The sequence below is a fragment of the Thermobacillus sp. ZCTH02-B1 genome, from assembly GCF_002159085.1.
GTDB lineage: Bacteria > Bacillota > Bacilli > Paenibacillales > Paenibacillaceae > Thermobacillus.
In genome coordinates, this window is sequence record NZ_LZRU01000017.1 from 56,622 (window position 1) to 81,747 (window position 25,126).

Annotated in this window: 24 protein-coding genes and 1 pseudogene; 9 read left to right on the forward strand and 16 right to left on the reverse strand. The window is 60.9% G+C overall.

Annotated elements, in window-relative coordinates; genetic code table 11:
* Positions 1-39: 39 nt before the first annotated feature.
* Both A9Z00_RS07815 and A9Z00_RS07820 read left to right on the forward strand, forming a co-directional pair.
* On the forward strand, positions 40-903 hold the full coding sequence (locus A9Z00_RS07815; RefSeq protein WP_296975617.1) for a carbohydrate ABC transporter permease: 864 nt from the start codon (positions 40-42) through the stop codon (positions 901-903).
* On the forward strand, positions 900-1,718 hold the full coding sequence (locus tag A9Z00_RS07820) for a carbohydrate ABC transporter permease (protein WP_296975618.1): 819 nt from the start codon (positions 900-902) through the stop codon (positions 1,716-1,718). Before A9Z00_RS07815 ends, A9Z00_RS07820 begins: the two co-directional genes overlap by 4 nt.
* Here the strand turns inward: A9Z00_RS07820 and A9Z00_RS07825 are convergent.
* The 4 genes from A9Z00_RS07825 to A9Z00_RS15775 all read right to left on the reverse strand — a co-directional run bounded on the left by A9Z00_RS07825 (position 1,708) and on the right by A9Z00_RS15775 (position 5,584).
* Complete coding sequence (locus A9Z00_RS07825) at positions 1,708-2,286, reverse strand: glycerol-3-phosphate responsive antiterminator (RefSeq protein WP_296975619.1); 579 nt, start codon at positions 2,284-2,286, stop codon at positions 1,708-1,710. The genes A9Z00_RS07820 and A9Z00_RS07825 overlap by 11 nt on opposite strands.
* A gap of 365 nt (positions 2,287-2,651) precedes the next feature.
* Complete coding sequence (locus A9Z00_RS07830; RefSeq protein ID WP_296975620.1) at positions 2,652-3,728, reverse strand: NAD(P)/FAD-dependent oxidoreductase; 1,077 nt, start codon at positions 3,726-3,728, stop codon at positions 2,652-2,654.
* Between the two features lie 276 nt (positions 3,729-4,004).
* Entirely contained in the window at positions 4,005-4,913 is a 909-nt protein-coding gene (locus A9Z00_RS07835; protein ID WP_296975621.1) for a hypothetical protein, read from the reverse strand.
* Between the two features lie 437 nt (positions 4,914-5,350).
* Positions 5,351-5,584: a Ger(x)C family spore germination C-terminal domain-containing protein gene (locus A9Z00_RS15775; RefSeq protein ID WP_367189314.1), complete on the reverse strand. Its 234-nt coding sequence runs from the start codon at positions 5,582-5,584 to the stop codon at positions 5,351-5,353.
* A 250-nt stretch (positions 5,585-5,834) separates the two neighbouring features.
* Between A9Z00_RS15775 and A9Z00_RS07840 the strand changes: the two genes are divergently transcribed.
* On the forward strand, positions 5,835-6,524 hold the full coding sequence (locus A9Z00_RS07840) for a putative immunity/bacteriocin fusion bifunctional protein (RefSeq protein ID WP_296975622.1): 690 nt from the start codon (positions 5,835-5,837) through the stop codon (positions 6,522-6,524).
* Between the two features lie 353 nt (positions 6,525-6,877).
* On the opposite strand, the gene A9Z00_RS07845 is transcribed toward A9Z00_RS07840, so the two are convergent.
* Both A9Z00_RS07845 and A9Z00_RS07850 read right to left on the reverse strand, forming a co-directional pair.
* The gene (locus A9Z00_RS07845) at positions 6,878-7,276 is read right to left on the reverse strand and encodes a hypothetical protein (RefSeq protein ID WP_296975623.1); all 399 of its coding nucleotides are present in this window, start codon (positions 7,274-7,276) and stop codon (positions 6,878-6,880) included.
* 723 nt (positions 7,277-7,999) lie between these two features.
* Positions 8,000-8,902, reverse strand: a complete 903-nt coding sequence (locus tag A9Z00_RS07850) for a LysR family transcriptional regulator (protein ID WP_296975642.1) — start codon at positions 8,900-8,902, stop codon at positions 8,000-8,002.
* Between the two features lie 120 nt (positions 8,903-9,022).
* Here A9Z00_RS07850 and zwf point away from each other — a divergent pair, with 120 nt between their 5' ends.
* The 4 genes from zwf (at position 9,023) to A9Z00_RS07870 (ending at position 14,309) form a co-directional block, all read left to right on the forward strand.
* Positions 9,023-10,525 carry a glucose-6-phosphate dehydrogenase gene (gene zwf / locus A9Z00_RS07855; RefSeq protein ID WP_296975624.1) on the forward strand — a complete coding sequence of 501 codons (1,503 nt, stop codon included), beginning with the start codon at positions 9,023-9,025 and terminating at the stop codon, positions 10,523-10,525.
* Positions 10,503-12,494, forward strand: coding sequence for a transketolase (gene tkt / locus A9Z00_RS07860; protein WP_296975625.1), 1,992 nt, complete (start codon positions 10,503-10,505; stop codon positions 12,492-12,494). Before zwf ends, tkt begins: the two co-directional genes overlap by 23 nt.
* A gap of 158 nt (positions 12,495-12,652) precedes the next feature.
* Positions 12,653-13,318: a fructose-6-phosphate aldolase gene (gene fsa / locus A9Z00_RS07865; protein WP_296975626.1), complete on the forward strand. Its 666-nt coding sequence runs from the start codon at positions 12,653-12,655 to the stop codon at positions 13,316-13,318.
* A gap of 472 nt (positions 13,319-13,790) precedes the next feature.
* Positions 13,791-14,309 carry a hypothetical protein gene (locus A9Z00_RS07870; RefSeq protein ID WP_296975627.1) on the forward strand — a complete coding sequence of 173 codons (519 nt, stop codon included), beginning with the start codon at positions 13,791-13,793 and terminating at the stop codon, positions 14,307-14,309.
* Between the two features lie 21 nt (positions 14,310-14,330).
* Here the strand turns inward: A9Z00_RS07870 and A9Z00_RS07875 are convergent, their stop codons facing one another.
* On the reverse strand, positions 14,331-15,254 hold the full coding sequence (locus tag A9Z00_RS07875) for an SDR family oxidoreductase (RefSeq protein WP_296975628.1): 924 nt from the start codon (positions 15,252-15,254) through the stop codon (positions 14,331-14,333).
* A gap of 113 nt (positions 15,255-15,367) precedes the next feature.
* Between A9Z00_RS07875 and A9Z00_RS07880 the strand changes: the two genes are divergently transcribed.
* A complete protein-coding gene (locus tag A9Z00_RS07880) occupies positions 15,368-16,366 on the forward strand; it encodes a helix-turn-helix transcriptional regulator (RefSeq protein ID WP_296975629.1) in 999 nt (332 codons plus the stop codon).
* A gap of 128 nt (positions 16,367-16,494) precedes the next feature.
* Here the strand turns inward: A9Z00_RS07880 and rpiA are convergent, their stop codons facing one another.
* The 7 genes and pseudogenes from rpiA to csaA form a co-directional block, all read right to left on the reverse strand.
* Positions 16,495-17,178 (reverse strand): ribose-5-phosphate isomerase RpiA, encoded by a 684-nt coding sequence (gene rpiA, locus A9Z00_RS07885; RefSeq protein ID WP_296975630.1) that lies wholly within the window; start codon positions 17,176-17,178, stop codon positions 16,495-16,497.
* Positions 17,179-17,216: 38 nt separating this feature from the next.
* Positions 17,217-17,912 carry a Dph6-related ATP pyrophosphatase gene (locus A9Z00_RS07890; RefSeq protein WP_483316284.1) on the reverse strand — a complete coding sequence of 232 codons (696 nt, stop codon included), beginning with the start codon at positions 17,910-17,912 and terminating at the stop codon, positions 17,217-17,219.
* A gap of 98 nt (positions 17,913-18,010) precedes the next feature.
* Positions 18,011-18,805: pseudogene (locus tag A9Z00_RS07895) on the reverse strand (DUF817 domain-containing protein); the annotation flags it as partial.
* A 104-nt stretch (positions 18,806-18,909) separates the two neighbouring features.
* Positions 18,910-19,131 carry a helix-turn-helix domain-containing protein gene (locus A9Z00_RS07900; RefSeq protein WP_296975632.1) on the reverse strand — a complete coding sequence of 74 codons (222 nt, stop codon included), beginning with the start codon at positions 19,129-19,131 and terminating at the stop codon, positions 18,910-18,912.
* 10 nt (positions 19,132-19,141) lie between these two features.
* The gene (locus A9Z00_RS07905) at positions 19,142-19,621 is read right to left on the reverse strand and encodes a DUF2975 domain-containing protein (RefSeq protein WP_296975633.1); all 480 of its coding nucleotides are present in this window, start codon (positions 19,619-19,621) and stop codon (positions 19,142-19,144) included.
* Positions 19,622-19,835: 214 nt separating this feature from the next.
* Complete coding sequence (locus A9Z00_RS07910) at positions 19,836-20,342, reverse strand: GNAT family N-acetyltransferase (RefSeq protein WP_296975634.1); 507 nt, start codon at positions 20,340-20,342, stop codon at positions 19,836-19,838.
* A gap of 156 nt (positions 20,343-20,498) precedes the next feature.
* Positions 20,499-20,828: a chaperone CsaA gene (csaA, locus tag A9Z00_RS07915; RefSeq protein WP_296975635.1), complete on the reverse strand. Its 330-nt coding sequence runs from the start codon at positions 20,826-20,828 to the stop codon at positions 20,499-20,501.
* A 901-nt stretch (positions 20,829-21,729) separates the two neighbouring features.
* Here csaA and paiA point away from each other — a divergent pair.
* Entirely contained in the window at positions 21,730-22,260 is a 531-nt protein-coding gene (gene paiA, locus A9Z00_RS07920; RefSeq protein ID WP_296975636.1) for a spermidine/spermine N(1)-acetyltransferase, read from the forward strand.
* A gap of 97 nt (positions 22,261-22,357) precedes the next feature.
* On the opposite strand, the gene A9Z00_RS07925 is transcribed toward paiA, so the two are convergent.
* Complete coding sequence (locus A9Z00_RS07925; protein ID WP_296975637.1) at positions 22,358-23,566, reverse strand: NAD(P)/FAD-dependent oxidoreductase; 1,209 nt, start codon at positions 23,564-23,566, stop codon at positions 22,358-22,360.
* 257 nt (positions 23,567-23,823) lie between these two features.
* Positions 23,824-24,399 (reverse strand): LOG family protein, encoded by a 576-nt coding sequence (locus A9Z00_RS07930; protein WP_296975638.1) that lies wholly within the window; start codon positions 24,397-24,399, stop codon positions 23,824-23,826.
* Between the last annotated feature and the right edge of the window lie 727 nt (positions 24,400-25,126).

Sequence of the window (25,126 nt, forward strand, 5' to 3'; positions counted from 1 at the left end):
CCCTTTTCCATCGGCAGCACGTTCCGGCGAGGTGATTCCATGCGACCGAAATCCTATGTGCCCTATGTGTTTCTGATGCCCAACCTGCTGATCTTCTCCGTGTTCATCGTCTTTCCGGCCCTGTTCGGCATCGTGTACTCCTTCCACAAATACGACGGGCTGAACCCGATGGAATTCGTCGGCTTCAGGAATTATGCCTCCCTGCTCCAAAGCCGCGAGTTCTGGGAGGTCATGCGCCGTACCTTCGTATACGTCGTCACGGCCGTTCCCTTGATTTTCGCGGGGGCGCTGCTGATCGCCATGATGCTGGTCCAGGAGATCCGGGGCAGGGGACTGTTCCGCGCGGTCTACTATTGGCCGGTCATGATCTCGTTCATCATCGTCGGTCTGACCTGGAAATGGATCCTCGGCGACAGCTTCGGCGTGGTCAATTACCTGCTGGAGCGGATCGGACTGGAACCGGTCAAATGGCTGTCGGATCCGACCTACGCGAAACTGTCGGTGATCCTGGCGACGCTCTGGTCCCGGATCGGATTCTACATGGTCATCTTCATCGCCGGCCTGCAATCCATTCCGCAGGACTACTATGAAGCGGCCCGGATCGATGGCGCGAACCGGATTCGCACGTTCTTCAACATCACCCTGCCGCTGCTCAAACCGACGAGCCTGCTGGTGCTGATCCTGTCGGTCATCGAGGCGTTCAAGCAATACCCGCTCATGATGGCCCTGACAGGCGGCGGTCCCGGCAAAGCGACGACCAACATCGTCCAGTACATCTACCAGACGGGCTTCATCAAGATGCAGCTCGGCATGGCGAGCGCCATGTCGGTCGTCCTGTTCGTGATCATCGCCGTGTTCACCGTCTTCCAGTTCCGGCTGACGAGAGGAGGGGCCATCGAATGACCGCCCGCAACAAGGCGTTGCTCTACATCGCGCTGATCGCCCTGTCCCTGCTGTACCTGTTCCCGGTGGTCTGGGTGGTCCTGTCGTCCTTCAAGGACGCGAACGAACTGTACGCCTGGCCGCCCCGGCTGTTTCCGAAGCATTTCACGCTGGAAAACTACACGACCGCACTGGAAGAAGGGAATTTCGGCCGCTATTTCCTGAACAGCGCCTTCGTCACCATCACGTCCACGCTGCTGCTCATTCTGATCAACACGATGGCGGGATTCGCGCTGGCGAAGTATCGCTTCAAAGGGGACACGTTCATTCTGATCGCGATCATCTCGACGCTCATGATCCCGCTGGAAGTCATCATGATCCCGATCTTCAAGGTGATCAGCTGGCTGGGCATGTACAACTCGTACTGGGGCATCATCATCCCGCCCGCCGCCACGCCGACCGGCGTATTCCTGATGCGCCAGTTCCTGCTGACCGTGCCCGACGATCTGCTCGAGGCCGGGCGCATCGACGGCGCTTCCGAATGGCGGCTGTACACGCGGGTGATCCTGCCGATCGCGACGCCGGTGGTGGCCACGCTCGCCATCTTCTCGTTCATGTGGCGCTGGGATGATTTCCTGTGGCCCCTGATCGTCATCAGCACGCCCGAAAAATATACGATTCAGCTCGCCCTGTCCAATTTCATCGGGCAATACGACGTGGACTGGGGCAGCCTGCTCGCGATGTCGGTCGTCTCGATGATCCCGGTCCTGATCGTGTTCCTCATCTTCCAGCGGCAGTTCGTCAAGGGCATCGTCATGACGGGCATCAAGGGCTGACGCCCAGCCACCCGTCCCACAGCTCCATCCGCGACGTCGTCACGGCCGCCGCCCCCGCCTCCAGCGCCGCCGCCACCTCTTCCCGCGTGCGGATGAGCCCGCCGGCGATGACGGGGACGCCGGTCCGCTCGCGCACCTCGCGGATCCATTGCGGCAGCAGGCCCGGCAACACCTCGATCAGGTCGGGCTGCGCCTGCTTCGCCACCTCGACGCTCGTGTCGATCGCGCCCGAGTCGATCAGGAACAGCCGCTGGATCGCGAGCGCGCCGTTCTGCTTCGCCTTGCGGATGACCGCGGCCCGCGTGGAGATGAGCCCGGCCGGCCGGATCTGCCGGCACAGAAATTCCGCGGCGTATTCATCGTTCTTAAGCCCGTCGATCAAATCGGCGTGCAGCAGCACGCGCTTGCCGTGGTCCGCCGCGAGCTTCACCAACGACTGCAGCAGGCCGAGGCGCCCGCCCAGCATGACGATCCACCTGGCTTCGGTCTTCAGCAGCCGCTCCAGTTCCTTCGGATGCCGGAAGGCGGGCAGCAGCCGCTGTCCGCCGAACGGATGGTCCGTCGCCACCGCTCATCCCTCCCGTAATCGGCCTCACGCCGTCCTGTCCGTTCCGATAGCCGGTCCGTGATGCCGGACGTCCGGCCGTGACCGGATCCGGTTGTCCGTCACGGTTGCCCATCATTTCTCCGGATGCGATGAAAAAACCTGCCGGCGCGATCCCGACGGATCATGCCGGCAGGCCCTGACATCCGTGTCGCTTCCGGAACGGTCCCCGCCCCGCTTCTCAAAGACAATCCGCTTCCGATCCGTTTCCGGAACGATCACGGCCCCGCGTCTCCGGGACGAGCCGCGGCCGCTCCGCTCCCGGAACGATTCGCGGCCGCACCGCCCGGACATTCCCCGCCGCGCCGCGGACCGGGTCCGGCGGAGCGTCATTTCGGCGCGCCGGCGAGCTCCGCGAACAGCCGCTTCTTGAGCGCGCGGTTGCGCTCCCGGAACAGCTCGTTGTGCGAGGACACCATCCCCCATCCCGGCGCGTCGGGCGTGATGTACTGCTTCGCCCGGTTGACCGCGTTCGCGGCATCCTGGAAGCAGCCGGCGATCAGATGGAGCTTCCCTTCGTGCCACAGGATGTCGCCCGCCGCGAACAGCCCCGGTACGCTCGTCTCGCCGGACGGCGTGCCCTTCACGCAGTATTCGTCCTTCATCTCGATGCGGACGCCGCTGTTCCCGATGATGTCCGTCTCCCGCTCGTAGCCGTGGCAGACGACGAGGTCGTCGATTTCGAGCTCCGCGACCGCGCCGTCTTCCAGATCCTTGAGCGCAACCCGGCCGATGAGATCCTCGTCCCGCTCCGACGGGATCAGACGGATGATCTCGGTGTTCGGCAGGCATACGACGCCGTTCCGTTCCAGCATCGTGACCGACGCTTCGTGGCCCTTCAGCGTGTCCCTGCGGTACGTCAGATAGACCTTGCGCGCGAATTCGCTCAGCTCGTTCGCCCAGTCGATCGCCGAGTTGCCGCCGCCGGCGACGAGCACCGTCCTGTCCCGGAAGCGGCCGATCGACTTCACGGTATAGTGCAGGTTCGACGCCTCGAACCGCTCCGCGCCCTCCAGATTCAACTTCGTCGGCTTCAGGATGCCGCCGCCGATCGCAAGGATGACGGTCCGCGAATGGTGCAGCCTGCCCGACGCCGTCCGCAGCACGAACAGGCCGTCCTCGTCTTTGTCGATCCCGGTGACCTTCTCGTTCAGCACGATCTCCGGGTTGAACGTCATCGCCTGCCGCACGAGGTTCCCGATCAGCTTCTCGCCCGTCGTCGGCGGCAGGCCGCCGACATCCCAGATCACCTTCTCGGGATAGACGTTGAGCTTCCCGCCCAGGAAAGGCTGGCACTCGATGAGCTTCGTCTTCATCTCGCGCAGCCCGCTGTAGAAGGCCGCGTACAGGCCGGCCGGGCCGCCGCCGATGATCGTCACGTCGAACAGTTCGCGTTCTTTCGTCATGACGGTTCCTCTCCTTGCGTCCTTGCGGCAACATGCCGTGACACCGCCGGACGGCCGGATTCACGTCACGCTGCCGGATTTTCTTTCGCGCCGTCCAGAAGCAGGCGCCCGAAGAAGGCCGTTGGCCTTGCGATATTGAGAATCATTATCATATCAAATGCCGCATCCCATATTATCATCGCGCCGTCGGCGTGTCAATAACCGGCGTCACGGGGCGCGCCATGCCTCATCACGGCCCGATGCCGCAAGTCTCGAACCGCCGGGACATGCGATCCGTCAACCGGCGGCGAAGACATATCGAAAGTTCCATACCGTCCATTCGTCCATCTCGTACCACGTCTCCTTGCCGTTGTCCGCCACTTTGAGCAGGTTGTCCAATCCCTCGTAGGATACGAATTCGATGGTTCCCCCGTGGGCATACAGCCTCAGCAGGTAGCGGATCTTTTCCGGATGGGGATCGGGCGCGGGAACCTGTTTCTTTTCAGCCGGGATGAAATTCTGGGCGACCAGCTTCATGCGATGGGTCGATGTGAGGTATCCATCGTGGTTTCCTTCCCCTTCATAAAAATAGATCAGCCCCGTATCCCAAAGCCTTTCTTCGAACGGAGCCTCCGGCATGTAATCGGGACGCTTCAGCAAAGCGTCCACGATCGGGCGCAAGTCGCCGTTCGTGCCGAACCCCTTCATCCCGTACCAGTCGGGAAACGCAATCAGCCCGTGATCCCCGACCTGAATCCGGATCCGCTCGTTTCCGTCGCCGAGGTGAAAATAAACCTCGAGCAAATTGTGGGGAGTATGCGTCTCTTCTCCGGTAATGAAGGTGAATATGGATATGAGCTCCTCTTTCAATTTCGGATGTTCGATCGGAATCGTGGCCGGCGCATAATTCGCATCTTCGCAGACCAGCACGATTTCGTCCCATTCCTTCTTCTGCAGATATTCCCGCAGTTTGTCCGGGGCCGGTATTCGTAACGTCACGTCCCCGTTTTCGGCATTCGCCGGCTGAGCGGGATCCGTCCCGGAATCCCCGGTGTTCAGGGGAGCGGGGCGAAGCGGGACGGAAACCTCGTCGATCCGCGGCGTCTCGGACACGGGCGCCTTGCCGGAAGAACGACCCGTGCATGCCGCCGCAAACAAGAGCACGGAAAAAATCAACAGTCCAATCGTCCGTTTGACGATTGCCATGTTCAAATCCACCCCCCATCCCGTAACGGACATCCGTTGACATGACCGCGCAATCCGTGCAATATGATGGTATTATGCATGATTTTACCACAACATCAACGGCATCCGCAGCCGGACGCGCCCCTACAGGCCGTCCGGGTTCGCGAGCGGGTGGAACATCGCCTCGACGAGATCGGTCGGCCCGGGCGGCGCGGGAAGATTCGCAGGAAGACGGCCGGAAGCGCGCCCAGGACAAGCAGCGTCAGAATTGCCGACCGCTCCCTCTTCCGCGCCGCGCCGATCTCCGGCCGTTCCCCCGGAAATATCAGCGCCTCCGCAAGAATAAAGACAGCCGGCATTCACCCCTTCTTCGCCGGCCGCTCCCGCCCCCCGGCCGTGCAATCGTCGAACGTCCCTCGCCTGGCCGCAAGATGCTCGCATCATTTCCTTGCGCACTTTCACCTCCGGAAACTTCTCATATCCCACCGGACCTTCACCTTGCGCCATTCAAGCGGATACCTGCGATGGAAAACCTCTGCGATCCCGATGATGTCCGTCCTCAGGTTCCGCTTCACCGTCTGCTCGATGCGGAGAACAATCGTCCGCTCGAGCTTCTCTCGAACAGCCGGTACCAGCTCTGCAAAACGTTCGAACCGTACTTGAACATCGGAATCGGATGTCTTAAATTCCAATATTTAAATTTAATAACATTTGATATAATATTAGGATAGATTTGGATAATCCATTTTATGGTCCTATTTCAATTATATATACCAATATTTTGTTTCTCATCCATCATGGAATTCAATATTAATGGAAACATCCATATCAACAAATAGATAAAGGAGATGATTTATAATGTGGATGCCATATAATGGTACTCCTTTGTGATGTCATCATTTGCTCCATCATTATAAAAACTCTGAATGGAGGGAACATGTAATGAAATTTATGAAACTGTGCTTAGCCATCGTACTTGTTTTTGCTTTCATTGTACCTTCAGCCAACGCACAAACGGCATCTTCCAATTGCCAATGTTCGTCCGGAAATGAGATCGCATTGAATCAAATTCGAAGTGAATTGGAGGCAAATGGGGTTGAAATTGTAGACTCTCTCAAAGCAAACGAAAAGGCCATTGTTAACGGACTGGTAAACGGACAACTCGCAATTCACAGAAGACAACTCGAACTTTACGGATTTCGTAATTACACTCCCATAAATGGGGCTGACATGTATAAAGGTTTTAAAAATGTAGAGTTCAACAATCGCAATTACAATTACGTGGCTGTACTTTATAATGTTTATTTCAATGCTGCAAAGGGGGAATATATAACGCTGGCAGCTTGGGTTGATTTGAAAGTCAAAAAATTGCTTGAAATCACGGTTACCCACATCGATGCAGAACAAAATGTAAACTTGATCTTCCATTCAGCCGGTTCCAATAGTAATGCACCCGGACAGATCATTCCGTTCGACTTCGAATTCAATGGCCAATCCTTCGCTTGCAGTCTCACAGGGCTGTTTGCTTGCATCACCTATTGTGGAATATGGCATTTGGTGAATCCGGCCGCAGGGGTTACCTGTGATATTCTGTGTGGCACTGCCTTTGCATTTGCTTGTTCAGGCGCTTGATTAAACGCGCGATCAATCATCAAAGTTCACATGAAGTGAACAGAAGAAAAAGCCCGGATTGAACCGCTCCCGGTCGAGTAGACAGCTACAATAACCAAAAATGAATGGTCGGACTCCGTGAATTGCGGAGTCCGTTTTTCGTGCTTCACACGCAATCAATTAGCGTTGCCCACGCAGATGCTTCTCCACCGCTTCGATTATGCCGTTGAAGGTGTTGCCTTCCCCGCTTCTTCCCAACAGAAAAACTCCCCTCGAAGCAGTCCTGAATATTTTAAAATTCAGGTGTCAGGCTTTGAGGGGAGTTTACCCGTTAACCCGTTAATTTGGGAGAATTTCCGTTCAACGCCCACCGCTCATTTGCGGTTCATGAAAAACACACCGATTCCGGCGATCAGCAAATAGCCGATCATGCCGCACCACAGCAAACTTGTCGGAACAGACTCCACTCCCAAGAAATTGATGATGCTGAGGGCAAGAAAAAGAATTCCCAATAGAATATGCGAGGACACCAGGAGAAACTTCACTGATTTCTTGCGCAAGCTTTCATCGGGCCTGGAAACGATACCGTTCGGCATTCGAACCCTGATCAAATTGATCCCGAACAGGAGCAATGCCCCGGTCAACGCCCCGAGCAAAACGCTCAAATTCACCTCTTTCTGGATCACGTAAACAAGGGCCAATCCAAGCAAGGTGCCGATCAAAATATTCGCGGCACGAAAAGTCAAATTCCATATTTCGGCGGTTCTTCTCATTGTGCCTCTCCTTTCCCGCTAATTTCAAATTTCCCCACGAACCGAGACTGAACAAATATATGAGCGCCTGATTCCATACATGATTTCCATTATTTATATCTTATCCCATTTTAATGCGGTGTAAAGACCCGAAGAAATCTGCATTAAAGATTTCGTTTCATAATGGTTCTGTTGCGGTTCTCTCGTTATATAAACTATGATGATTCTCTGATCAAGTATGTTCGTCTGTGGAACCATTATACGCATGGACCCTCGATCGGTTCGGGAAGAAGGTCCGCCTGTCAACCCAGCGCACGCACAATTTTCTCCCGGGTCTCGGCAAGCCGCCGCCCGGCGTGGAAAAGCCAGCGCCAGCATCAGCCCAAAACACGAGACGTACCGTGCGATCCTGTTCCGTTTCATGACCGACTCTACCTCCGACACCCGGAATCGAAAGATCAATCTTTCAGCGACACAAGTCTTTCAAAACCACATTTTATAAAATTGTTAATACCATAATAATACCGTCGAAAATTGTATGTATTTGTCTGTTTATCTTCAACATGGTTAAAGTTCCACATCTGTCAGTCCTCTTCCTGATGGAACGGACCCGCATCCGGCCACCCGCTTCACGGAATTTTCACGGATCTTTCTTCCGGCGCAAAAAAAGCGCTTCCCGTCTTCGCTTCCATACGAACCTGTCCCGGGAAACGCTCTATCTTGTCTTTACATGAAAAAATAGAACTAAACATTCCGATTCCCGTTTCCCTCGCACACCAGCTCGATGAAGGCGGAAGCCGCGCCGGACAGCGGCACATTGCTCATCGTCAGAATGCCGACCCTGGCCGGCGGCAGCGGCACGTCGATGCGCACCTCGAACAGCACGCCCTCTTCCAGTTCCTTCGTCACGAATTCCTTCGCCACGTAGGAAATGCCGAGCCCCCGCTTCGCAAACTCGATGAGCAGGTCGACGCTGCCGACCTCGATCTCGGGCCGGAGCGAAAGCCCCCTGCTCTGGAACACTTCCGTGATCGTCATGCGCGCCCGGCTGTTGCGGGAGAACAGGATGATCGGGTACTCCAGCAACCGTTCCAGGGACAGCACCTCGTCCTTCAAATGCGCGTATCGCATGCCCGCCACGAAGCAGTCCTGGAGCTGGTAGGTCTCCGTCGCCTGGATTTGCGGATCGACGATCGGCATGCGCGCGACGCCCAGGTCGATCCGTCCCTCCTTCAGGAAGCCGATGATTTCCGGCGTCGTGCCGTGGTTGAGATGAAGCCGGATGCCGGGGTAACGCTCGTGGAATTTTTCCAGATACGGAAGGAGATAATGCTTGAACAGCGAGTCGCTGCCGCCGATGCGCAGCTCGCCGCTCTCGAGGTTGCGGAGCGCCGCCATTTTCTCCTCGGCCAGCGTGATGAGCATCTGCGACTGCTCGATGTACGAATACAGCACGGCGCCCTCCTGCGTCAGCTCCACCCCCCTCGCCGTCCGGGAGAAAAGGGTGACGCCGAACCGTTCCTCCAGCTGCTTGATCGCGTGGCTGACGCTCGGCTGCGTCAGGTACAGCTTCCGGGCGGCCTGCGTGAGGCTGCCGGTCTTCGCCGCCCAATAAAACACCTTGTATAGTTCGTGATTTATTCCCATAGACATTGTCTATATCTCCTCTCAAATCAATCGATTTTTCGTATGACCTTGACTCGTATTATAGTGATATGTAAGGCTTATAGCCAGCCTGGCATGCGACAGTCGGAAAGGAGAAGGACTTTGGAGCCGACGACCTTTGTGCTGTTCGGGGCAACCGGGGATCTTGCGAAACGCAAAATCTACCCCGCCCTTTACAATTTGTTCGTCCGCGGCAAACTGCCGTCGGCGTTTTCCGTCATCGGCCTCGGGCGAAGGGAGTGGACCGACGAGACGCTCCGGGCCAACGTGGAGCAGTCGCTGCGGCGGTTCTCCCGCACGAAGCCGGACGACGAGGCTGCGCTCGGCCGCTTCCTGCGGGCGTTTCGGTACTGCGTGCTCGACATCGGCCGCGAAGCGGACTACCAGAGACTGCTCAAGCTCGTGAAGGAGCGGGAGGCGGAGCTCGGCATACCGGAAAACCGGCTGTTCTACCTGTCGGTGGGCCCCGAGCATTTCGGGCCGATCGCCGACAACATCCGCTCGAGCGGTCTCGGCTCCGGACGCGGCTGGAAACGGCTCGTCATCGAAAAGCCCTTCGGCCATGACCTGGCATCCGCCCGGGAATTGAACCGGAAGCTCGGCGAGTCGTTCGCGGAGCACGAGATTTACCGCATCGACCATTATCTCGGCAAACCGGTCGTGCAGCGGCTCGAGGCGCTGGGCAGGCATCCGGCCGTCCGCGGGCTGTGGACCGGAAGAAGGCCCGCCAACGTGCAGATCGTGGCGGACGAATCGGTCGGCGTCGAGGAACGGGCCGGCTACTACGACAAGTCCGGCGCCCTGCGGGACATGTTCCAAAACCATCTGTTGCAGCTGCTCATGATGACGGCGGTGCATCTGCCCGGCGGCGGTTCCGGAGACGTGCATCAGCGGAAAAAGCGGATCATGGAGGCGCTCCGTCCGGTCACGAAGGAGACAGCGGCCGCCTGCATCGTCCGCGGACAGTACGCCGAGGGCTTCATCGGCGGCAGTCCGGTCGTCGGATACACGGCGGAACCGGGCATCGCGCCGGACTCGCAGACGGACACGTTCATCGCCGCCCGGCTCGAGATCGACAACGATGACTGGCGCGGCGTGCCGTTCTACATCCGGACGGGGAAAAGGCTCAGGGAGAAATCCACGCGCATCGTCGTCGAGTTCGGGGCGCCCGAGGGGCAGCCGGAGCACGGATCCGATCTGCTCGTCATCGAAATCGGGCCGAACGAACGCGTCACGCTGCAGCGCGGCGTGCAATTTGCCGGTTCGGCGGAAGGCATTGAGCAGGTTTCCGTCGAATTGGATATCAATGGGGACAATTCACCCGAAGCCTACGAAAACCTGATCGGTGACGCGCTCGCCGGCGACCCGACTTTCTTCGCCCATTGGGACGAAGTCGAGCTGTCCTGGCGGTGGGTCCAGCCGGTCCTGGACGCCTTCGCGGAGAATCGGGTGCCGCTCCACCGGTATGCGGCCGGCGGTTTCGGCCCCGCCGAATCCGACGCGCTGCCCGCGAAGGACGGCTTCCGCTGGTGGCTCGACGACCGAAGCGACGCGAAATCCGACAAGAGCGAGGGGGAACGCTATGTCTGCCAATCGAACGGTTGAACAACTTGCCATCAACACCATCCGCACGCTTTCAATCGACGCGATCAACGCCGCCAAATCGGGCCATCCCGGTCTGCCGATGGGCGCCGCGCCGATGGCGTACGCGCTCTGGAGCCGGCATCTGAACCACAACCCGGCCAACAGCAAATGGTTCAACCGCGACCGGTTCGTCCTGTCGGCCGGCCACGGCTCGATGCTGCTGTACAGCCTGCTGCACCTGTTCGGCTACAATGTGACGCTCGACGACATCAAGCAATTCCGCCAGCTCGGCAGCCGGACCCCGGGCCATCCCGAGTTCGGGCATACCGACGGCGTCGAGGCGACGACGGGACCGCTCGGGCAGGGGATCGCGATGGCGGTCGGCATGGCGATGGCCGAGGCGCATCTCGCGGCCCGGTTCAACCGGGAGGGCTTCCCGGTCGTCGATCACTACACCTACGCGCTCGTCGGCGACGGCTGCCTGATGGAGGGCATTTCCTACGAAGCGATGTCGATGGCCGGGCACATGAAGCTCGGCAAGCTGATCGTGCTGTACGATTCCAATGAAATTTCCCTCGACGGCGAGCTCGGGCTCAGCTTCAGCGAGAACATCCGGCTGCGCGCGGAATCCGCGAACTGGCAATACCTGCGCGTGGAAGACGGCAACGACATCGACGCGGTGTCGGCCGCGATCGCGGAAGCGAAGGCGAACAAGGAGCAGCCGACGATCATCGAGGTGCGCACGATCATCGGCTACGGCAGCAAGAACGCCGGCACGAACAAGGTGCACGGCGCCCCGATCGGCGAAGAGGACGCCAAGCACGCCAAGTCGTTCTACGGCTGGCCGTATGAGGAACCGTTCACGGTGCCGGACGAGGTGCGGGCGCATTTTGAAGAGCTGAAGCGGAAGGGCGCGGAGAAAGAAGCGGAGTGGAACCGGCTGTTCGAGCGCTACAAGGCGCAGTATCCGGAACTCGCGCGGGAACTCGAACAGGCCATCGAAGGCAAATATGCGATCGAAGTGGCCGACATCCCGACGTTCGATCCCGCGAAGGCGATCTCGACCCGCGTCGCAAGCGGTGAGGCGATCAACCATTTCGTGAAGAAGATTCCGGCCATCTTCGGCGGCAGCGCCGACCTGTCGCACTCGACGATGACGGACATCAAGGGCGAGCCGAAGTTCGCGATCGAATCGTACGCCGGCCGCAACGTCCACTTCGGCGTCCGCGAGCACGCGATGGGCGCGGCCGCGAACGGCATGGCGCTGCACGGCGGCGTGAAACCCTTCGTCGGCACGTTCTTCGTGTTCAGCGATTACCTGCGTCCGGCAATCCGCCTCGCGGCGCTGCAGAAGCTGCCGGTCGTGTACGTGTTCACCCACGACTCGATCGCCGTCGGCGAAGACGGGCCGACGCACGAGCCGATCGAGCAGCTCGCCGCGCTGCGGGCGATCCCCGGCGTGACGGTCATCCGTCCGTCCGACGCGAACGAGACGGCCAGCGCCTGGGCGTACGCGCTCGAGAAGCAGGACGGCCCGGTGGCGCTCGTGCTGAGCCGCCAGAACCTGCCGGTGCTCGAGGCGACGGCGCGCAACAAGGATGCGGTCGCGAAGGGCGGTTACGTGATCGCCGACGCGGAAGGACAGCCGGACGTCATCCTGATCGCGACCGGTTCGGAAGTGTCGCTGGCGCTCGATGCGAAGAAGGAGCTCGACAAGGAAGGCGTCAAGGCGCGCGTCGTCGCGATGCCGAGCCGCGAGCTGTTCGATCGCCAGCCGGAGGATTACCGCAAGTCCGTCCTGCCGGACGGCGTGACGAAGCGGCTCGTGATCGAAGCCGGCATTTCGCTCGGTTGGGAGCGCTACGCGGGACCGAACGGCAAGGTGCTGTCGATCGAGACGTTCGGCGCTTCGGGCCCGGGCGGCGCGGTGATGAAGCATTTCGGCTTCTCCGTCGAGAACGTTGTCCGTCTCGCGCGCGAGCTGTCATAACGGACCTTGTGGCGACGGCGGTGGGCGGTTAGCGGTCCCGCGGACCGTTATCGCCCGCCATTCGGCCGCCGGACGGCCCGTTAACGGTCCCGCGAACCGTTAACCGGCGTGTTCAGGACGGCCCGCACCGATACCCCCATCCAAGGAGGTCGAGCAGCGTGAAATTCTTCATCGACACCGCCAACCTGGACGAGATCAAGAAGATTTACAAGACGGGCATTCTGGCCGGCGTCACGACGAACCCGTCGCTTGTGGCGAAGGAAGGCGTCAAGTTCGAAGACCGGATTGTCGAGATTCTGCAGGCCGTGCCCGAAGCCGAATCGGTCTCGGCCGAGGTAACGCCCGACGCCGTGACGGCGGAGCAGATGATCGCGCAGGCGCTCGAGCTGGCCAAACTCAACAACAACGACCCCAAGATCACGATCAAGCTCCCGATGACCCTCGAGGGCCTGGAAGCATGCCGCCATCTCTCGCAGAAAGGCATCAAGACGAACGTCACGCTCATCTTCACGGTCAACCAGGCGCTGCTGGCCGCACGCGCCGGCGCCACGTACGTCTCGCCGTTCCTCGGACGGCTCGATGACATCTCGGAGGACGGCGTGCAGCTCGTGACGAAGGTGGCGGAGGCGTTCCGCGTCCACCGGCTGGACACGCAGATCATCGCCGCGTCCGTCCGCCATCCGGACCACGTCACCCGCGTCGCGCTGGCCGGCGCGCACATCGCGACGATCCCGTACAAGGTCATCGAGCAGATCGCGAAGCACCCGCTGACGGACCAGGGCATCGCGAAATTCGCCGCCGACTGGCAAAACGCCGTGAAATAACGCATAGCGTTGGTTCAACGGTCGGGCAGGAGCAGACCTCCTGTCCGGTCGTTTTTTGTGTCAATTCCCGCCAGGTGCCGCGCATCCCCCCGCTTGCTGCTTCCATCCTTTGATGTTCAACCCACCCGGAACCGGAGATTTTGATTGATTTGGATATTTCCTTTCATTTTATTTTTCTGCATAATTTAATCAGCCGTGTGATGATCCCCCTTTTTATGAAACTTTCATTGAGCAAGCGGGCTTTACAGGAAAGACAACAAATCGCCGAGAACGTCCCGAGAGGAGGATCATCATGGCCCTCCTCATGGGGATCGGCAGGGGAAAAGGGTTCCCCGCCGGCCGGACGCCGCAGCGCAAGTAAAGGCTCCGGTGTAAACGGTTGTTTTTTCACCGCGAATTTGCACCCGGCCATGCCGTTCCGGCGTTTAATGGATATATGACCCGAACATAACCGAACCGGGAGGCAAGGCCCATGAGAAGCGCCTTCAGCCCCGTCGAACGGGCAATCGTATTGATTGCGGCCATTCTGCTGGTCATGGCGGTGGATATGCTGAAACCCTCGCCTGCTCCCGCGGACAACATCGACATTCAAGTGACCATCCTGAGCGCGGAAAAGCGGCAGGACCACTCCATCGACGTGACGGCCCAAATCGCGAACCGCAGCCCCAACGTCACGCTGGCGGGCAATCGCCTGACCGTCGTGCCCGAGACGTCCGAAGGCACGCATCACGAGAACCAAGACGGCAAAAACGAAGGCGGCGGTACAACCTCGGCCGACGATCCGCCGCGGGACACGCCGGTGCGGGTGCTGGAAGGTTCGTTCGATGAAATTCCGCCGAACTCTGCCGTCACCGTCGCCTTTACCATTCCGCCGGACACCGACCGCCGGGAACCGTTGGTTGTCCATTTCGAAAGCATCAAACTGCGGTACGAGAACACGGAGGAACCAAGAGCGATCAGGATCACCGTGCCGCTGTCCGTTTCCGATTGAACGGGCGATCAGGGAACTCCGTCACCGGTACGCTTCCGCGTCCGCGGGCTTGCCCGGCCCGATGACTTCCCGGTAGTACTTCATGAAGTTCGGCCGCGAGCCGTCGATGTCCGTGAAGCCGTACACCTCGGCAAGCTCGCCGCTCGAGAGCGACCGGCCGTTCCACCGGCTCACATCCGGATCGCTCGCGAGCGCGGCGACCGCCCGGCCGACATACCGCGGCGTCTCCGAGATGAGAAAATGGGGCTCCTTCTCCGCCGCCTTTCGCCAATCGTCCTCCGTCACGCCGAAATGCTCCAGCATGATCTCCGATCGCATCCAGCCCGGCGTGAGCGACACCGCGGTGCACCCGTGCGGCTTCAGCTCCTGCGCGAGCGCCCACGCCACACGGTTCAGCGAGATTTTCGCCAGATCATAGAAGACGTTCAGCCGGTATTCGCTCCGGTTGAACTCCTCCGTGCCGTCCGTCACCTCCACGACGAGCCCGCCCGGCCGGCGGATGAGCAGCGGCAGCGCGAAATGGCTCGTGATGAGGTGCGTCCGCACGCCGAGATCCAGCATGCGCAGCCCTTTCTCCAGCGAATGTTGCCAGATCGGCACGTTCCATTCGGTCATGTACTCCGCGCCCCAGATGTCGTTCACGAGAATGTCGAGCCTTCCCTGCTCGCGTTCGATGCGCTGCACGAGCGCTTTCACCTGTTCGGGAACGAGGTGATCGACCTGCACGGCGATCCCCTGTCCTCCGGCTTCGGTCACGAGTTCGGCCGTCTCCTCGATCGTCTCCGGCCGGTTGTATTCGGAGCGCTGCTTCCGCGTCGTCCGCCCCGTCACGTAGACCGTCGCTCCGACCGCCCCGAGCTCGATCGCAATGCCGCGTCCGGCGCCGCGCGTTCCGCCGGCGACCAGCGCGACTTTGCCTTCCAGTTTGCCTGCGAATGGTTTCATCGGCATTCCCTCCCGAGCGGTTTCAGGATTCCCTGCCTTATGGTAGATTTTCATTACGACATCTCTTGTCATAATTGACGGGCAAAATGAAACCGCAAGGGGGGACGGGAACGATGCGGGCGGACCGGCTGCTGCAAATCATGTTGCTGCTCCAGGCAAACGGCAAAATGACGACCCGCCAGCTCGCGGAAACGCTGGAGGTGTCCGATCGCACGATTCTGCGGGACATGGACGCCCTGAGCGCGGCCGGCATCCCGGTCGTCGCGGAGCGCGGCAAGTCCGGCGGCTGGAAGCTGATCGACCGGTTCCGCAGTTCGATCAGCGGCCTGACGCTGGACGAGCTGAAATCGCTGTTCATCCTGCCGTCCGATCAGGTGCTGGAGCAGCTCGGCATCCGTCCGGGCGGAGCCGGGATCAGGCGCAAGCTCGCGGCCGCCGTGCCGCAGGCGATGCGGAGCAGCGCGCGGCAGTATCTGGAGAAGATTCATATCGACACCGGGACATGGAAGCCCGGGGGCGGCAGACAGCCGGAGACGCTCCAGACCGTGATGGCGGCGCTCTGGGAGGACCGCAGGCTCCGCATCCGGTATCGGAAGGCGGACGGCGAGACCACGGAACGAGAAGTCTGTCCGCTCGGGCTGGTCGCGAAGGGCAGCGCGTGGTATCTGGCCGCGATGCAAGCGGACGGCGAATGCCGCTCGTACCGCGTCTCCCGGATCGCCGGCGCCGAAATCCTGCCCGACACGTTCGAAAGGCCGGTGCATTTCGATCTCGCCGCCTGGTGGAAGGAGAGCAAGGAGCGGTTCGTCAACGCGCTGCCGAGGATCGAAGTGCGGGTGCTCGCCGACCCGTCGGTCGTCGGCCGCTTGACATTCTCGGAGCGGTTCGTGGAAATCGGGGAGATCGAAGAGGCGGAAGAGGAAGGCGGGTGGCGGCCGGCGGTGCTTTTTTTCCAGACGGAGGAAGAGGCGGCGCGGTATGTGCTCGGCTTCGGCGGGAAGATGCGGATCGTGTCGCCGGAGTCGCTGATCCCGCTCGTCGTGGAAGAGGCGAAGGCGGCGATGGCGCAGTACGAGGCGGAAAAGCGCAAGGGTCCCTCCCCGCCATCATGAGGAGCCGGTGGTGCGGACGCCCGATCATCATCCCCGCTCCGGATCTTTCTTCAACAGCATCCGGTTGTTCCCGTCAAACACCACCGCGCCGCCGGTAATCCGATACAGCGTCATGCCATCACCACGGGTCATGCTCTCTTCATCATCCGGACTTCCCCGTCTTCCGCGATCAGCACGTCGGTGACGAGGCCGATGAACAGGCCGTGCTCGACAACCCCCGGCATGTTGCCGATCGATCCGGCCAATCGCTCCGGATCGTCGATCCGGCCCAGGTGCAGGTCGACGATGTAATGGCCCCCGTCCGTGACGAACGGCGCCCCGTCCTTCTCCCGGAGTCTGGGCGCGCAGCCGGCCTGCTCAAGTTTCCGCAACGTATGTTTGTATCCGAAGGGGACCATCTCGACGGGCAGCGGAAAACGCCCCAGGCGCTCGACCCGCTTGGTGGAATCGACGATCACCACCATTCTCCGGGAGATCGAAGCCACGATCTTCTCCCGCAGCAGCGCGCCCCCGCCGCCTTTGATGGCGTTGAAATGATCGTCAATCTCGTCCGCCCCGTCGACCGTCAGATCGACCTCCCCGACCTCGTTGACGTCCACGACGCGAATCCCCAGCGATTCCGCCAGTTCGGCGGTCCGTACGGATGTGGCAACGCCCGTGATGCGCAAACCGCCCGCGACCCGCTCCGCCAGCTTCTTGATGAACCAATAGGCGGTGGATCCCGTCCCGAGTCCCACGATCATGCCGTCTTCAACCAACTCGGCCGCCTTTTCGCCAACCCGCCGCTTTTCCGCCGTCTGCTGCTCATGCACGTTTAACACCCCCATAAATCGATGTCTCTTTTCGCTCCTCAATCCCCGCCGTCAAGTTCAAGCGTCAAGAAGGCGTACTCCCCGTCCCGGACCACCTCGCGTCGGCGAACGGGGACGGGACGGGCGAAAATCGGACCGTCGAACACCATCGTGTGGAACTCCCCGCTCTCCCCGCACGGGTCGATCCCGCGCGCGATCAGCTCGTCCACGAAGGCATGGGTGACCGGCCGGCCCAGATCCTCTTCCCGCATGCCCATGGACAGGTTGACAGTGACCACGAAGGCCCGGAAGCCGAGGTCGATGAACTCCCGGACCGTCCCGACATGATCCCGCTCCCAGAGCGGCATGCCGAGCAGAAGCCCGACGCGGCTCGCCACCTGTTCGTGCCAGCAGCCGTGTGCCGGCATGTCCAAGTCCCCCGTGACCAGCACTTCCGCGCCCATCCGCTTCGCCTGCTCCAGCAGGCGGATGAACACGTCCTCGTATTCCGCCCAGCTTGCGGGCGCCGCGAGGACGGGCAGGCCGATCGCCTCCGCCTGGGCGCGGATGACGGCTTCGGAAATGCCGTGGGACCGGGAGCGCTTCCCTTCCTCCTCCATCACGACGATGAGCCCGACCGGCTCGCCGGATTTCATCGCGTGATGCAGCGCCAGGGCGCTGTCCTTCCCGCCGCTGAACGAGGCGACGAATGTGCGCCCGCGCGCGTTATGTTTCCAGTTCGGCTTCGCGGCCATATTCGCTTCCATATCCGGCGCTTCCCCCCTTTCTTCCCCTGCGCGTATGCGGCCGGCATCCGTCCGCCGGCGGTCCGCTCCGTCCGGGACCGGCCTTCCTTCACGAGCTTCAGCGTCGCCACGATCAGGAAGCTGACGATCACGAGCAGGAACCAGGAGCTCATTTTCCCCGTGTGGACGAGCCGCCAGGTGCCGGCCTGATCGGGATATTCCCAGGCGCCGAAGAAGGTGGCAATGTTCTCCGTGACCCAGATGAAAAAGCCGATCAGCACGAACGATAAGGCGACCGGCATCCGGTACCGCGAACCGTTCACCCCGAACAGCACCCATGACCGCCAGAAGACGATGAACACAAGACCGGTCAGCCACCAGCGGATGTCGATCCAATAGTGGTGGGTGAAAAAGTTCAGGTAAATCGCGGCCGCGAGCGGCACGACCACGGGAAAGGGCGGCCAGCTCACCAATTCGAGCCGGAGCCTGTGCCACGCCTGGCACATGTAGCTCGCCACGCTCGCGTACATGAACCCGCTGTAGAGCGGCACGCCAAACACCTTGAAGAACCCCGGTTCCGGGTACGACCAGGAGCCCATGTTGACCTTGAAGATCTCGAGCGCGAGGCCGATCAGGTGGAACAGGCAGATGACCTTCAGCTCGTCCTTCGTCTCGAGGCCGGAGCGGACCATCCACCACTGCATGAGCAGGCAGATCACGAGCAGCCAGTCGTACCGCGGCATCAGCGGCAGCGGGATGTACCGGGTCAGCGCCAGCGAAGCGAAGATGACAACGGGAAATACGCACGACAGCGCCTGCTGCACGCCGAAATGCACAAGCTGCACCGCCAGGCGCGCAAATGTACGGCGAACGGAGCCCCCGCGCACGATCGCGAGGCGCATGACGATTCCCCCCATGGCATGCCCGAATCCATCCGTCCGGCGCACGATGCTGTCACCCCCCTCAACTCCCCGCCCGTTCGACCGGCGCATGGCGGTCCCGCGCATCATGACCTCCGCGCGTCGTCGCGCCGATATTCCAGAATGTCGCCGGGCTGGCAGTCGAGCGCCTCGCAGATCGCGTCCAGCGTGGACAGCCGGATCGCCTTCGCCTTGCCGTTCTTCAGGATCGACAGATTCGCCATCGTGATGCCGACCCGCTCGGACAGCTCGGTCACGCTCATTTTCCGCTTGGCCAGCATCACATCGAGGTTGACGATGATTGCCACGGGCCTCACCTCAAATTGTCAGTTCGTTCTCGGTCTTGATGTCGATGGCGTGCCGCAGCAGCTTCTGCAGGACGGCCGCGAAGACGGCGATCACCACGCTCGCGAAGGGCCCGACGCAGCCGGCGATGACGACGCCCGGCGCATCGTCCGCCAGCGCGTACAGGTAGACGAGCGGAAGCACCAGCACGTGGCAGCCGAAGATGGCGACGGCGCAATACTTGATCTTCCGCAGCGCGATGACGGACGATTCCGAAAAGGCGGTGTTCCGGTCGATGTACTGCAACAGCCGGAACGCCTGGTACAGGGCGTAGTAGAACGGAACCGCGGATGCGTAGAAGTCCAGGCGGACGAGATATTCGATCAGAGGAAAGCCCGGCACCAGTTCCGCGGCGATCCCGCCCAGCACCGGCACCGCAAATATGCACAACGCCAATACGGGAACACCGAGCAGCACCACGACGATTTTCAGAAAAAGCGTCTCCAGTTTCACCGCATGCACCTCTCCGATGTGGTGTCGGCCCCCAGTATAGCGCGGGATTTATCGTTTTACAATAAATTTTTATTCTTTCGGATTAATTTTTTGTTGTGCTGCATATATGAAGGTGCAACTCGCTGCAACCCGGAAGTCTCGCCACAGCCCGGCGACGCCAGGTCGCTCCGACAGAAAACCGCCTGCCAGCGCGGCAGGCGGCGCATGATCGCGTTCATATCAACCTCCTGTACCTCAACGACACGTAAGACTCCCCGTCCCGGTTGCCGTTGGCCGGTTGCTCGTGATGAAAGACGAACCCCCGGGCCTCGTAGAACGGGATGCCTTTCTGGTTCCCCTTGAACACGGATACCCATTGCTCGACGGCGCCGAGCTCCTTCTGCTGCCGCGTGATCGCGTCCAGCAGCAGGGTGCCGATGCCCTCGTTCCGCCGGTCGGGGTCCACGTAGAGCACGAACACTTCCCCCGTCCGCTCGCCGGTCATCCCGTCTCCGCCGGCGCCGACGACCCGTCCGTTCTCGATGGCGACGAACCAGCCGCCCCATTCGCGGCCGGTCTCCATGATTTCCTTCAGCACCCGCTCCTCGTTGTACAATTCCGCGATGATCCGCTCGATGTACTCCCGGCTGCACAGGTCCTCATACGCCGCCCGCCAGCCGTCTGCGCACACCCGGCAGATGCCCGCCGCATGCTCGGGCGCCGCCTGCACCACCTCGATCATCCCGTCCTTCCCCCTATCCTTCCGCGCCCGGCATGATGCAGACGCCGTTCGGGTCGGTCAGCATGCATAGAAAGCGCTTGCAACACGGACTCGCAGACGAACGAAGGGCGCAAGTTCCGGTCCCCTCGCCGCCTGAACGAAACGGACCGCGGCCGGTTACGCGACCGGCGTGCCGTTCGGCACCGGCTCATCGGGCCTGAGCAGCACGACGTCGCTCTCCTCCGGAATGCCGCCGAGCACAAGCACCTCCGAGCTGAACCCCGCGATGCGCCGCGGCGGGAAGTTGACAACCGCGACCACCTGGCGGCCGACCAGCCGTTCCGGCGCATACCGTCGCGTGATCTGTGCGGAAGATTGCTTGATCCCGAGTTCGCCGAAATCGATCTTCAGCTTGATCGCCGGCTTCCTCGCCTCCGGAAAAGGCTCCGCATGCACCACGGTGCCGATCCGGATGTCCAGTTTCTGAAAGTCTTCGATGGTCGCCATATCCAAAACCTCCCTCATCGCCCTGATATTATCTTTCCACTTGGCCCGCTTCTTGTCCAGTGTGGCTGAACATCCGGCATCGCGCATTTCGCTATTGCGGCCGGCATGCGGCGCACCGCATTCGTTCGGCAGGCCAGGCCCGATGCAGGCTGCATCTTCTCATCGCGGCCATCGCCGATCGTCCCGGGAAATGTCGACCGCAGCCCGCCCCAGTTATGCTATAGTGGAATCAGGAAGTTCCGGTCCTGCCCGAAGCGGAGGTGGGTGCGATGCGTTGGAGAACCTTCGCGCAATGCAGCCGGAAAAATGCGGTCTGGCTGTATGCGGGAGCGGCGGCCGCGGTGCTCCTCCTGCTTGCGAAGTAGGTCGGGCTCCGGCTTGCCCAACCAAAAACCGGACGGCATCCGGTACCCTCCGGACGCCGTCCGGTTTGCCTTTCTGTCTCCTGATTCGCCTGACGGCCTCGATGACGATCCCGCAGACCACCGCGGTGCCGACGAAAGACGCAAGCAGCAGAACGGGAGACACCGATGCGCCGAAATCCACCTCGCGCTGCAGCAGTTGTCCGCCCATAGGCGCCCGCAGCACCGGGCCTCTCGTCCCGTATTCCCGCATTGCCTACAGCCCATGCGCCGGCCGCGACGATCACAGAAGCGCGGAAGAGATCAGCAGCACCGGATGACCGTCTTCCATAACTTCCATGCCGTAACCCCTCCCTGTCGCGGGTCCATTTTATCATGATATCCGTCCCTCTTGCGCCCCGCACGTTCCCTTCCCGGGCCGGCAGCAAAGAATGGCGGAATGGAAGCCGAACCGACCCCGGAATCCGCAAGGCATTCTTCACGGAAATACAGTAAAATGGTGCTGGATGCAAGTTTTCATGACAAGGAGAACGACTTATATGCAGCAGCCTATCATCAGGAAATGCACGATCGATGACGCACCCGTCATCCGGGAAATCGGCCGCCGGACGTTCTTCGAGACTTTCCGCGGCACCACTTCGTCCGAGAACATGGACGCCTATCTGGAGAAGGCCTTCAACCTTGAACAATTGGAAAGGGAATTGTCCAACCCGTCGTCCGAATTTTTTCTCCTCTATGACGACCATGCAAGCCTCGAGCCGGCCGGATACCTGAAAATCAACACCGGCGGCGCCCAGACGGAAGACATGGGAGACGATGCGTTGGAAGTCGAACGGCTCTATGTGAAACGCGAATTCCAGAAACGCGGATTCGGCAAAATGCTGATGACCCACGCCCTGGACATCGCCCGGCGGCAGGGAAAGAAGAAAGTCTGGCTGGGCGTTTGGGAACACAACGACAACGCCCTCGCCTTCTACAAGCGGATGGGCTTCGTTCAGACGGGAAGCCATTCGTTCTTTGTCGGCGACGACGAACAGACGGACCTCATCATGACGAGGACGCTCGAATGATGATTTCTCGTCGGGTCCTTTCGGCTGCCCGCGGCTGAACGGTGACGCATGCGGCCGTCGGCATCGCGGTGCCCGGCGGCCGTTTTGCCTCGCCCGTTCAGCGGCTTTGATGCGGGAAAAACGCCGTCTTCCGCAACACCAGCCGCACTCCGCCGATTCTGTACAGGTACCGCGCATCAATGACCGTCTTGAGAATGGCGGCCGCAAGGCCCTTCACCTTGCACCGGCCGACGCTGCCGATCGCTTCACCCCTGCCCAGCGATGCGACCGTGCCCCGATGGACGTAACGGAAAGGCGTCATCTCCCGTCCGCGCAGCAGCGCGATCGCGTTGCGGGCCGCGGCCTCGCCCTGCTGGATCGCAATCTGGGCGCTCGGCGGCCAGGGCCTGCCCTGATCGTTCATCACCATGGACGAATCGCCGATGACGAAAACGTCCCCGAACCCCGGCGCCTGCAAATACGCATTCACGGCCACCCGCCCGCGGGTCGTCCCGAACCCCGATGCCTCGAGCACGCGGTTGCCCCGGATGCCGCCAGCCCAGATGACGGTGCCCGCACGGATGAACTCCCCTTCGCCGATCTCCACGCCTTCGCTTGTGCATTTTTTCACAGGAGTCCCCAACTGAAAAACAACGCCCTTCCGCTTCAGATGCTCCATCGCGTGCTCCACGAGGCCGGCGTCGAATCCCGGAAGTGCGGTCGGTGCGGCTTCCACGACATAGATGTTCACAAGAGCCGGATCGACGCCATGTTCCCGGCACAACTCCGGAATCCGGTTCACCAGCTCGCCCGCAAACTCGATCCCGGTCAAGCCCGCTCCGCCGACGACGAATGTGAGCAGCTCCGTGCGGCTCTCGTCCGACCGGAATTCCGCAAACCGGCGCTCGATGTGCTCCCGGATGATGCGAGCGCTGTTCAGGCTTCGGATGAAGAAGGCGTGCTCTGCAAGGCCCGGAATGCCGAAGGTCTCCGGCTCCCCGCCCAGCGCCACGATCAGCACGTCGTACGGGATGTCGCCCTCGTCGGTCTCCACGGTTCTCGCGGCGGTGTCGATGCGCCGGATATCGCGTTTCCGGAACGACACCTTGCGCGGATCGATGATGTCCCGGATGTCGACCTTCGGCCTGTCCGCGCTGTCGGTTCCGGCCGCCGGCTTGTGGAGCCAGGTAGTGAAATAGTGGTAGTCGTGCTTGTTGACGAGGATAATCTCCGCCTCGCCGCGCCCCAACCGTTTCTGCAGCGCGAGGACCGCCGAAATACCGGCATAACCGCCGCCCAGGACCACGATTTTCTTCGTCCCGGCCATTTCGGATCCCTCCGTTTCATCGTTTGTGAATTCTTTCACAATCCACTCGATACAAAAATAACCGCTTCGTGGATCTTGCTCCATACTATAGCATCTTGTGACGGATTTGTGAATACCCAAAAAACGGATGGCGGATCAGGCGGCTGCCTGATGCCATCCGTTCCCGAAACCAAAAAATTGGTTGGCCGCGGACTTGTCTCCGCGGGCATCCCGCCGAACCGAGCCGCAGCGGTCGCAGCCGTCAGGCCCCCGGCCGCTTACGGCTCCCGCTCCTCTTCAAAGGCCCGGAACCGTTCCAGCAGTCCTTCGGGCGTGTTGTCCGTGAGGATCTGCGCGTGCCTGCCCAATCGCAAATGCCTGCCGGGCTTCATGAACCCTTCGCGTTCCATCGTGTCGAACATGGCGAGCAGCGGATCGTAATATCCGCGGACATTGAGCAGGCCGACCGGCTTCCGGTGCAGCTCGAGCCGGCCCCACGTGAACACTTCAAACAATTCCTCCAGTGTCCCGGGGCCGCCGGGCAATGCGATGAACCCGTCCGCCAGCTCCATCATTTTCGCCTTCCGCTCGTGCATCGTATCGACCAGAATGAGCTCGGTCAGCCCGCCGTGGGCAATTTCCCGATCCCGCAGGAAACGGGGGAGCACCCCGATCGCCTTTCCGCCCCGCTCCAGCACGGCATCCGCAACCGCGCCCATCAGGCCGACGCTGGCCCCTCCATAGACCAGCGCAATCCCGCGTTTTGCAAGTTCCCGCCCCAGTCCGGCCGCAGCCTCCCGGTATTCGGGGGAGGCGCCTTCTCCGGAGCCGCAATAGACCGCAATGGCTTTCATGACCAAACGCTCCATATCCGGAATTGATGTTATGTACACCTTCCATTCATCTTACCATCCGCGTGCTCCGTCCGCCACCTCCCCGCGATCGCGCATCCAAAACGCAACCGAAGAGCATCGGATCATGCACATATGCAAGCTGTTCACCGGCCGGTACTGTTCGCGCGACGACAAGCGCCCGCTTGCGGGCATGACCGGGTCCGGGCGGGTCATCCGCAGTCGGCTGATCGCGTTCGGTCGGATTGTCCCGCAATCGGTTCATCGCATGGGGCAGATATTCCGCAGGGCGGCGGAAAATGGCATCCGCAAGTGCGCCATTTGGCCGACCTTGACGTCCCCGTAGATCAGCGCAATCAGCCGAGCGGGGCTTGGTTGTCTTTCGCGCCTTTTCCATCATATCCCCTTCGCTCATCCCTGCTGCATTCCCTTCGCTTTTTGATCATATCCCCCTCGCTCAGCAGGACGGCTCTTCCCGCCCCTTTCGGATCCTATCCCCTTCGCTCAGCAACCCCCGCTTCCTGTTACGGATGCCGGGTCACCGGACTCCGGGACCGATCCGGTCGAACAAGCGGCGCATTTCCAACCGAATCCGACTTCCGTCGGCCGATGCCGCTGATCAAAGGGGATAGGATCAAAATGAAGCGGAAGGTACTTCGGTTGATCGAAGGGGATAGGATCGAAATGAGGGCGGCGGGTACCCCGGTTGAGCGAAGGGGATATGGTCACC

Excerpts from the sequence above, each read along its gene's own strand:
- A9Z00_RS07925 (WP_296975637.1), bottom strand. The coding sequence starts at position 23,566 with ATGGCCGGGACGAAGAAAATCGTGGTCCTGGGCGGCGGTTATGCCGGT.
- A9Z00_RS07840 (WP_296975622.1), top strand. The coding sequence starts at position 5,835 with ATGAAATTTATGAAACTGTGCTTAGCCATCGTACTTGTTTTTGCTTTC.
- A9Z00_RS07875 (WP_296975628.1), bottom strand. The coding sequence starts at position 15,254 with ATGAAACCATTCGCAGGCAAACTGGAAGGCAAAGTCGCGCTGGTCGCC.
- A9Z00_RS07820 (WP_296975618.1), top strand. The coding sequence starts at position 900 with ATGACCGCCCGCAACAAGGCGTTGCTCTACATCGCGCTGATCGCCCTG.
- A9Z00_RS07815 (WP_296975617.1), top strand. The coding sequence starts at position 40 with ATGCGACCGAAATCCTATGTGCCCTATGTGTTTCTGATGCCCAACCTG.
- csaA (WP_296975635.1), bottom strand. The coding sequence starts at position 20,828 with ATGGCGACCATCGAAGACTTTCAGAAACTGGACATCCGGATCGGCACC.
- tkt (WP_296975625.1), top strand. The coding sequence starts at position 10,503 with ATGTCTGCCAATCGAACGGTTGAACAACTTGCCATCAACACCATCCGC.
- A9Z00_RS07910 (WP_296975634.1), bottom strand. The coding sequence starts at position 20,342 with ATGATCGAGGTGGTGCAGGCGGCGCCCGAGCATGCGGCGGGCATCTGC.
- A9Z00_RS07930 (WP_296975638.1), bottom strand. The coding sequence starts at position 24,399 with ATGAAAGCCATTGCGGTCTATTGCGGCTCCGGAGAAGGCGCCTCCCCC.
- A9Z00_RS07835 (WP_296975621.1), bottom strand. The coding sequence starts at position 4,913 with ATGGCAATCGTCAAACGGACGATTGGACTGTTGATTTTTTCCGTGCTC.
- A9Z00_RS07880 (WP_296975629.1), top strand. The coding sequence starts at position 15,368 with ATGCGGGCGGACCGGCTGCTGCAAATCATGTTGCTGCTCCAGGCAAAC.
- A9Z00_RS07830 (WP_296975620.1), bottom strand. The coding sequence starts at position 3,728 with ATGACGAAAGAACGCGAACTGTTCGACGTGACGATCATCGGCGGCGGC.
- A9Z00_RS07845 (WP_296975623.1), bottom strand. The coding sequence starts at position 7,276 with ATGAGAAGAACCGCCGAAATATGGAATTTGACTTTTCGTGCCGCGAAT.
- paiA (WP_296975636.1), top strand. The coding sequence starts at position 21,730 with ATGCAGCAGCCTATCATCAGGAAATGCACGATCGATGACGCACCCGTC.
- A9Z00_RS07890 (WP_483316284.1), bottom strand. The coding sequence starts at position 17,912 with ATGGCCGCGAAGCCGAACTGGAAACATAACGCGCGCGGGCGCACATTC.
- A9Z00_RS07870 (WP_296975627.1), top strand. The coding sequence starts at position 13,791 with ATGAGAAGCGCCTTCAGCCCCGTCGAACGGGCAATCGTATTGATTGCG.
- A9Z00_RS07850 (WP_296975642.1), bottom strand. The coding sequence starts at position 8,902 with ATGGGAATAAATCACGAACTATACAAGGTGTTTTATTGGGCGGCGAAG.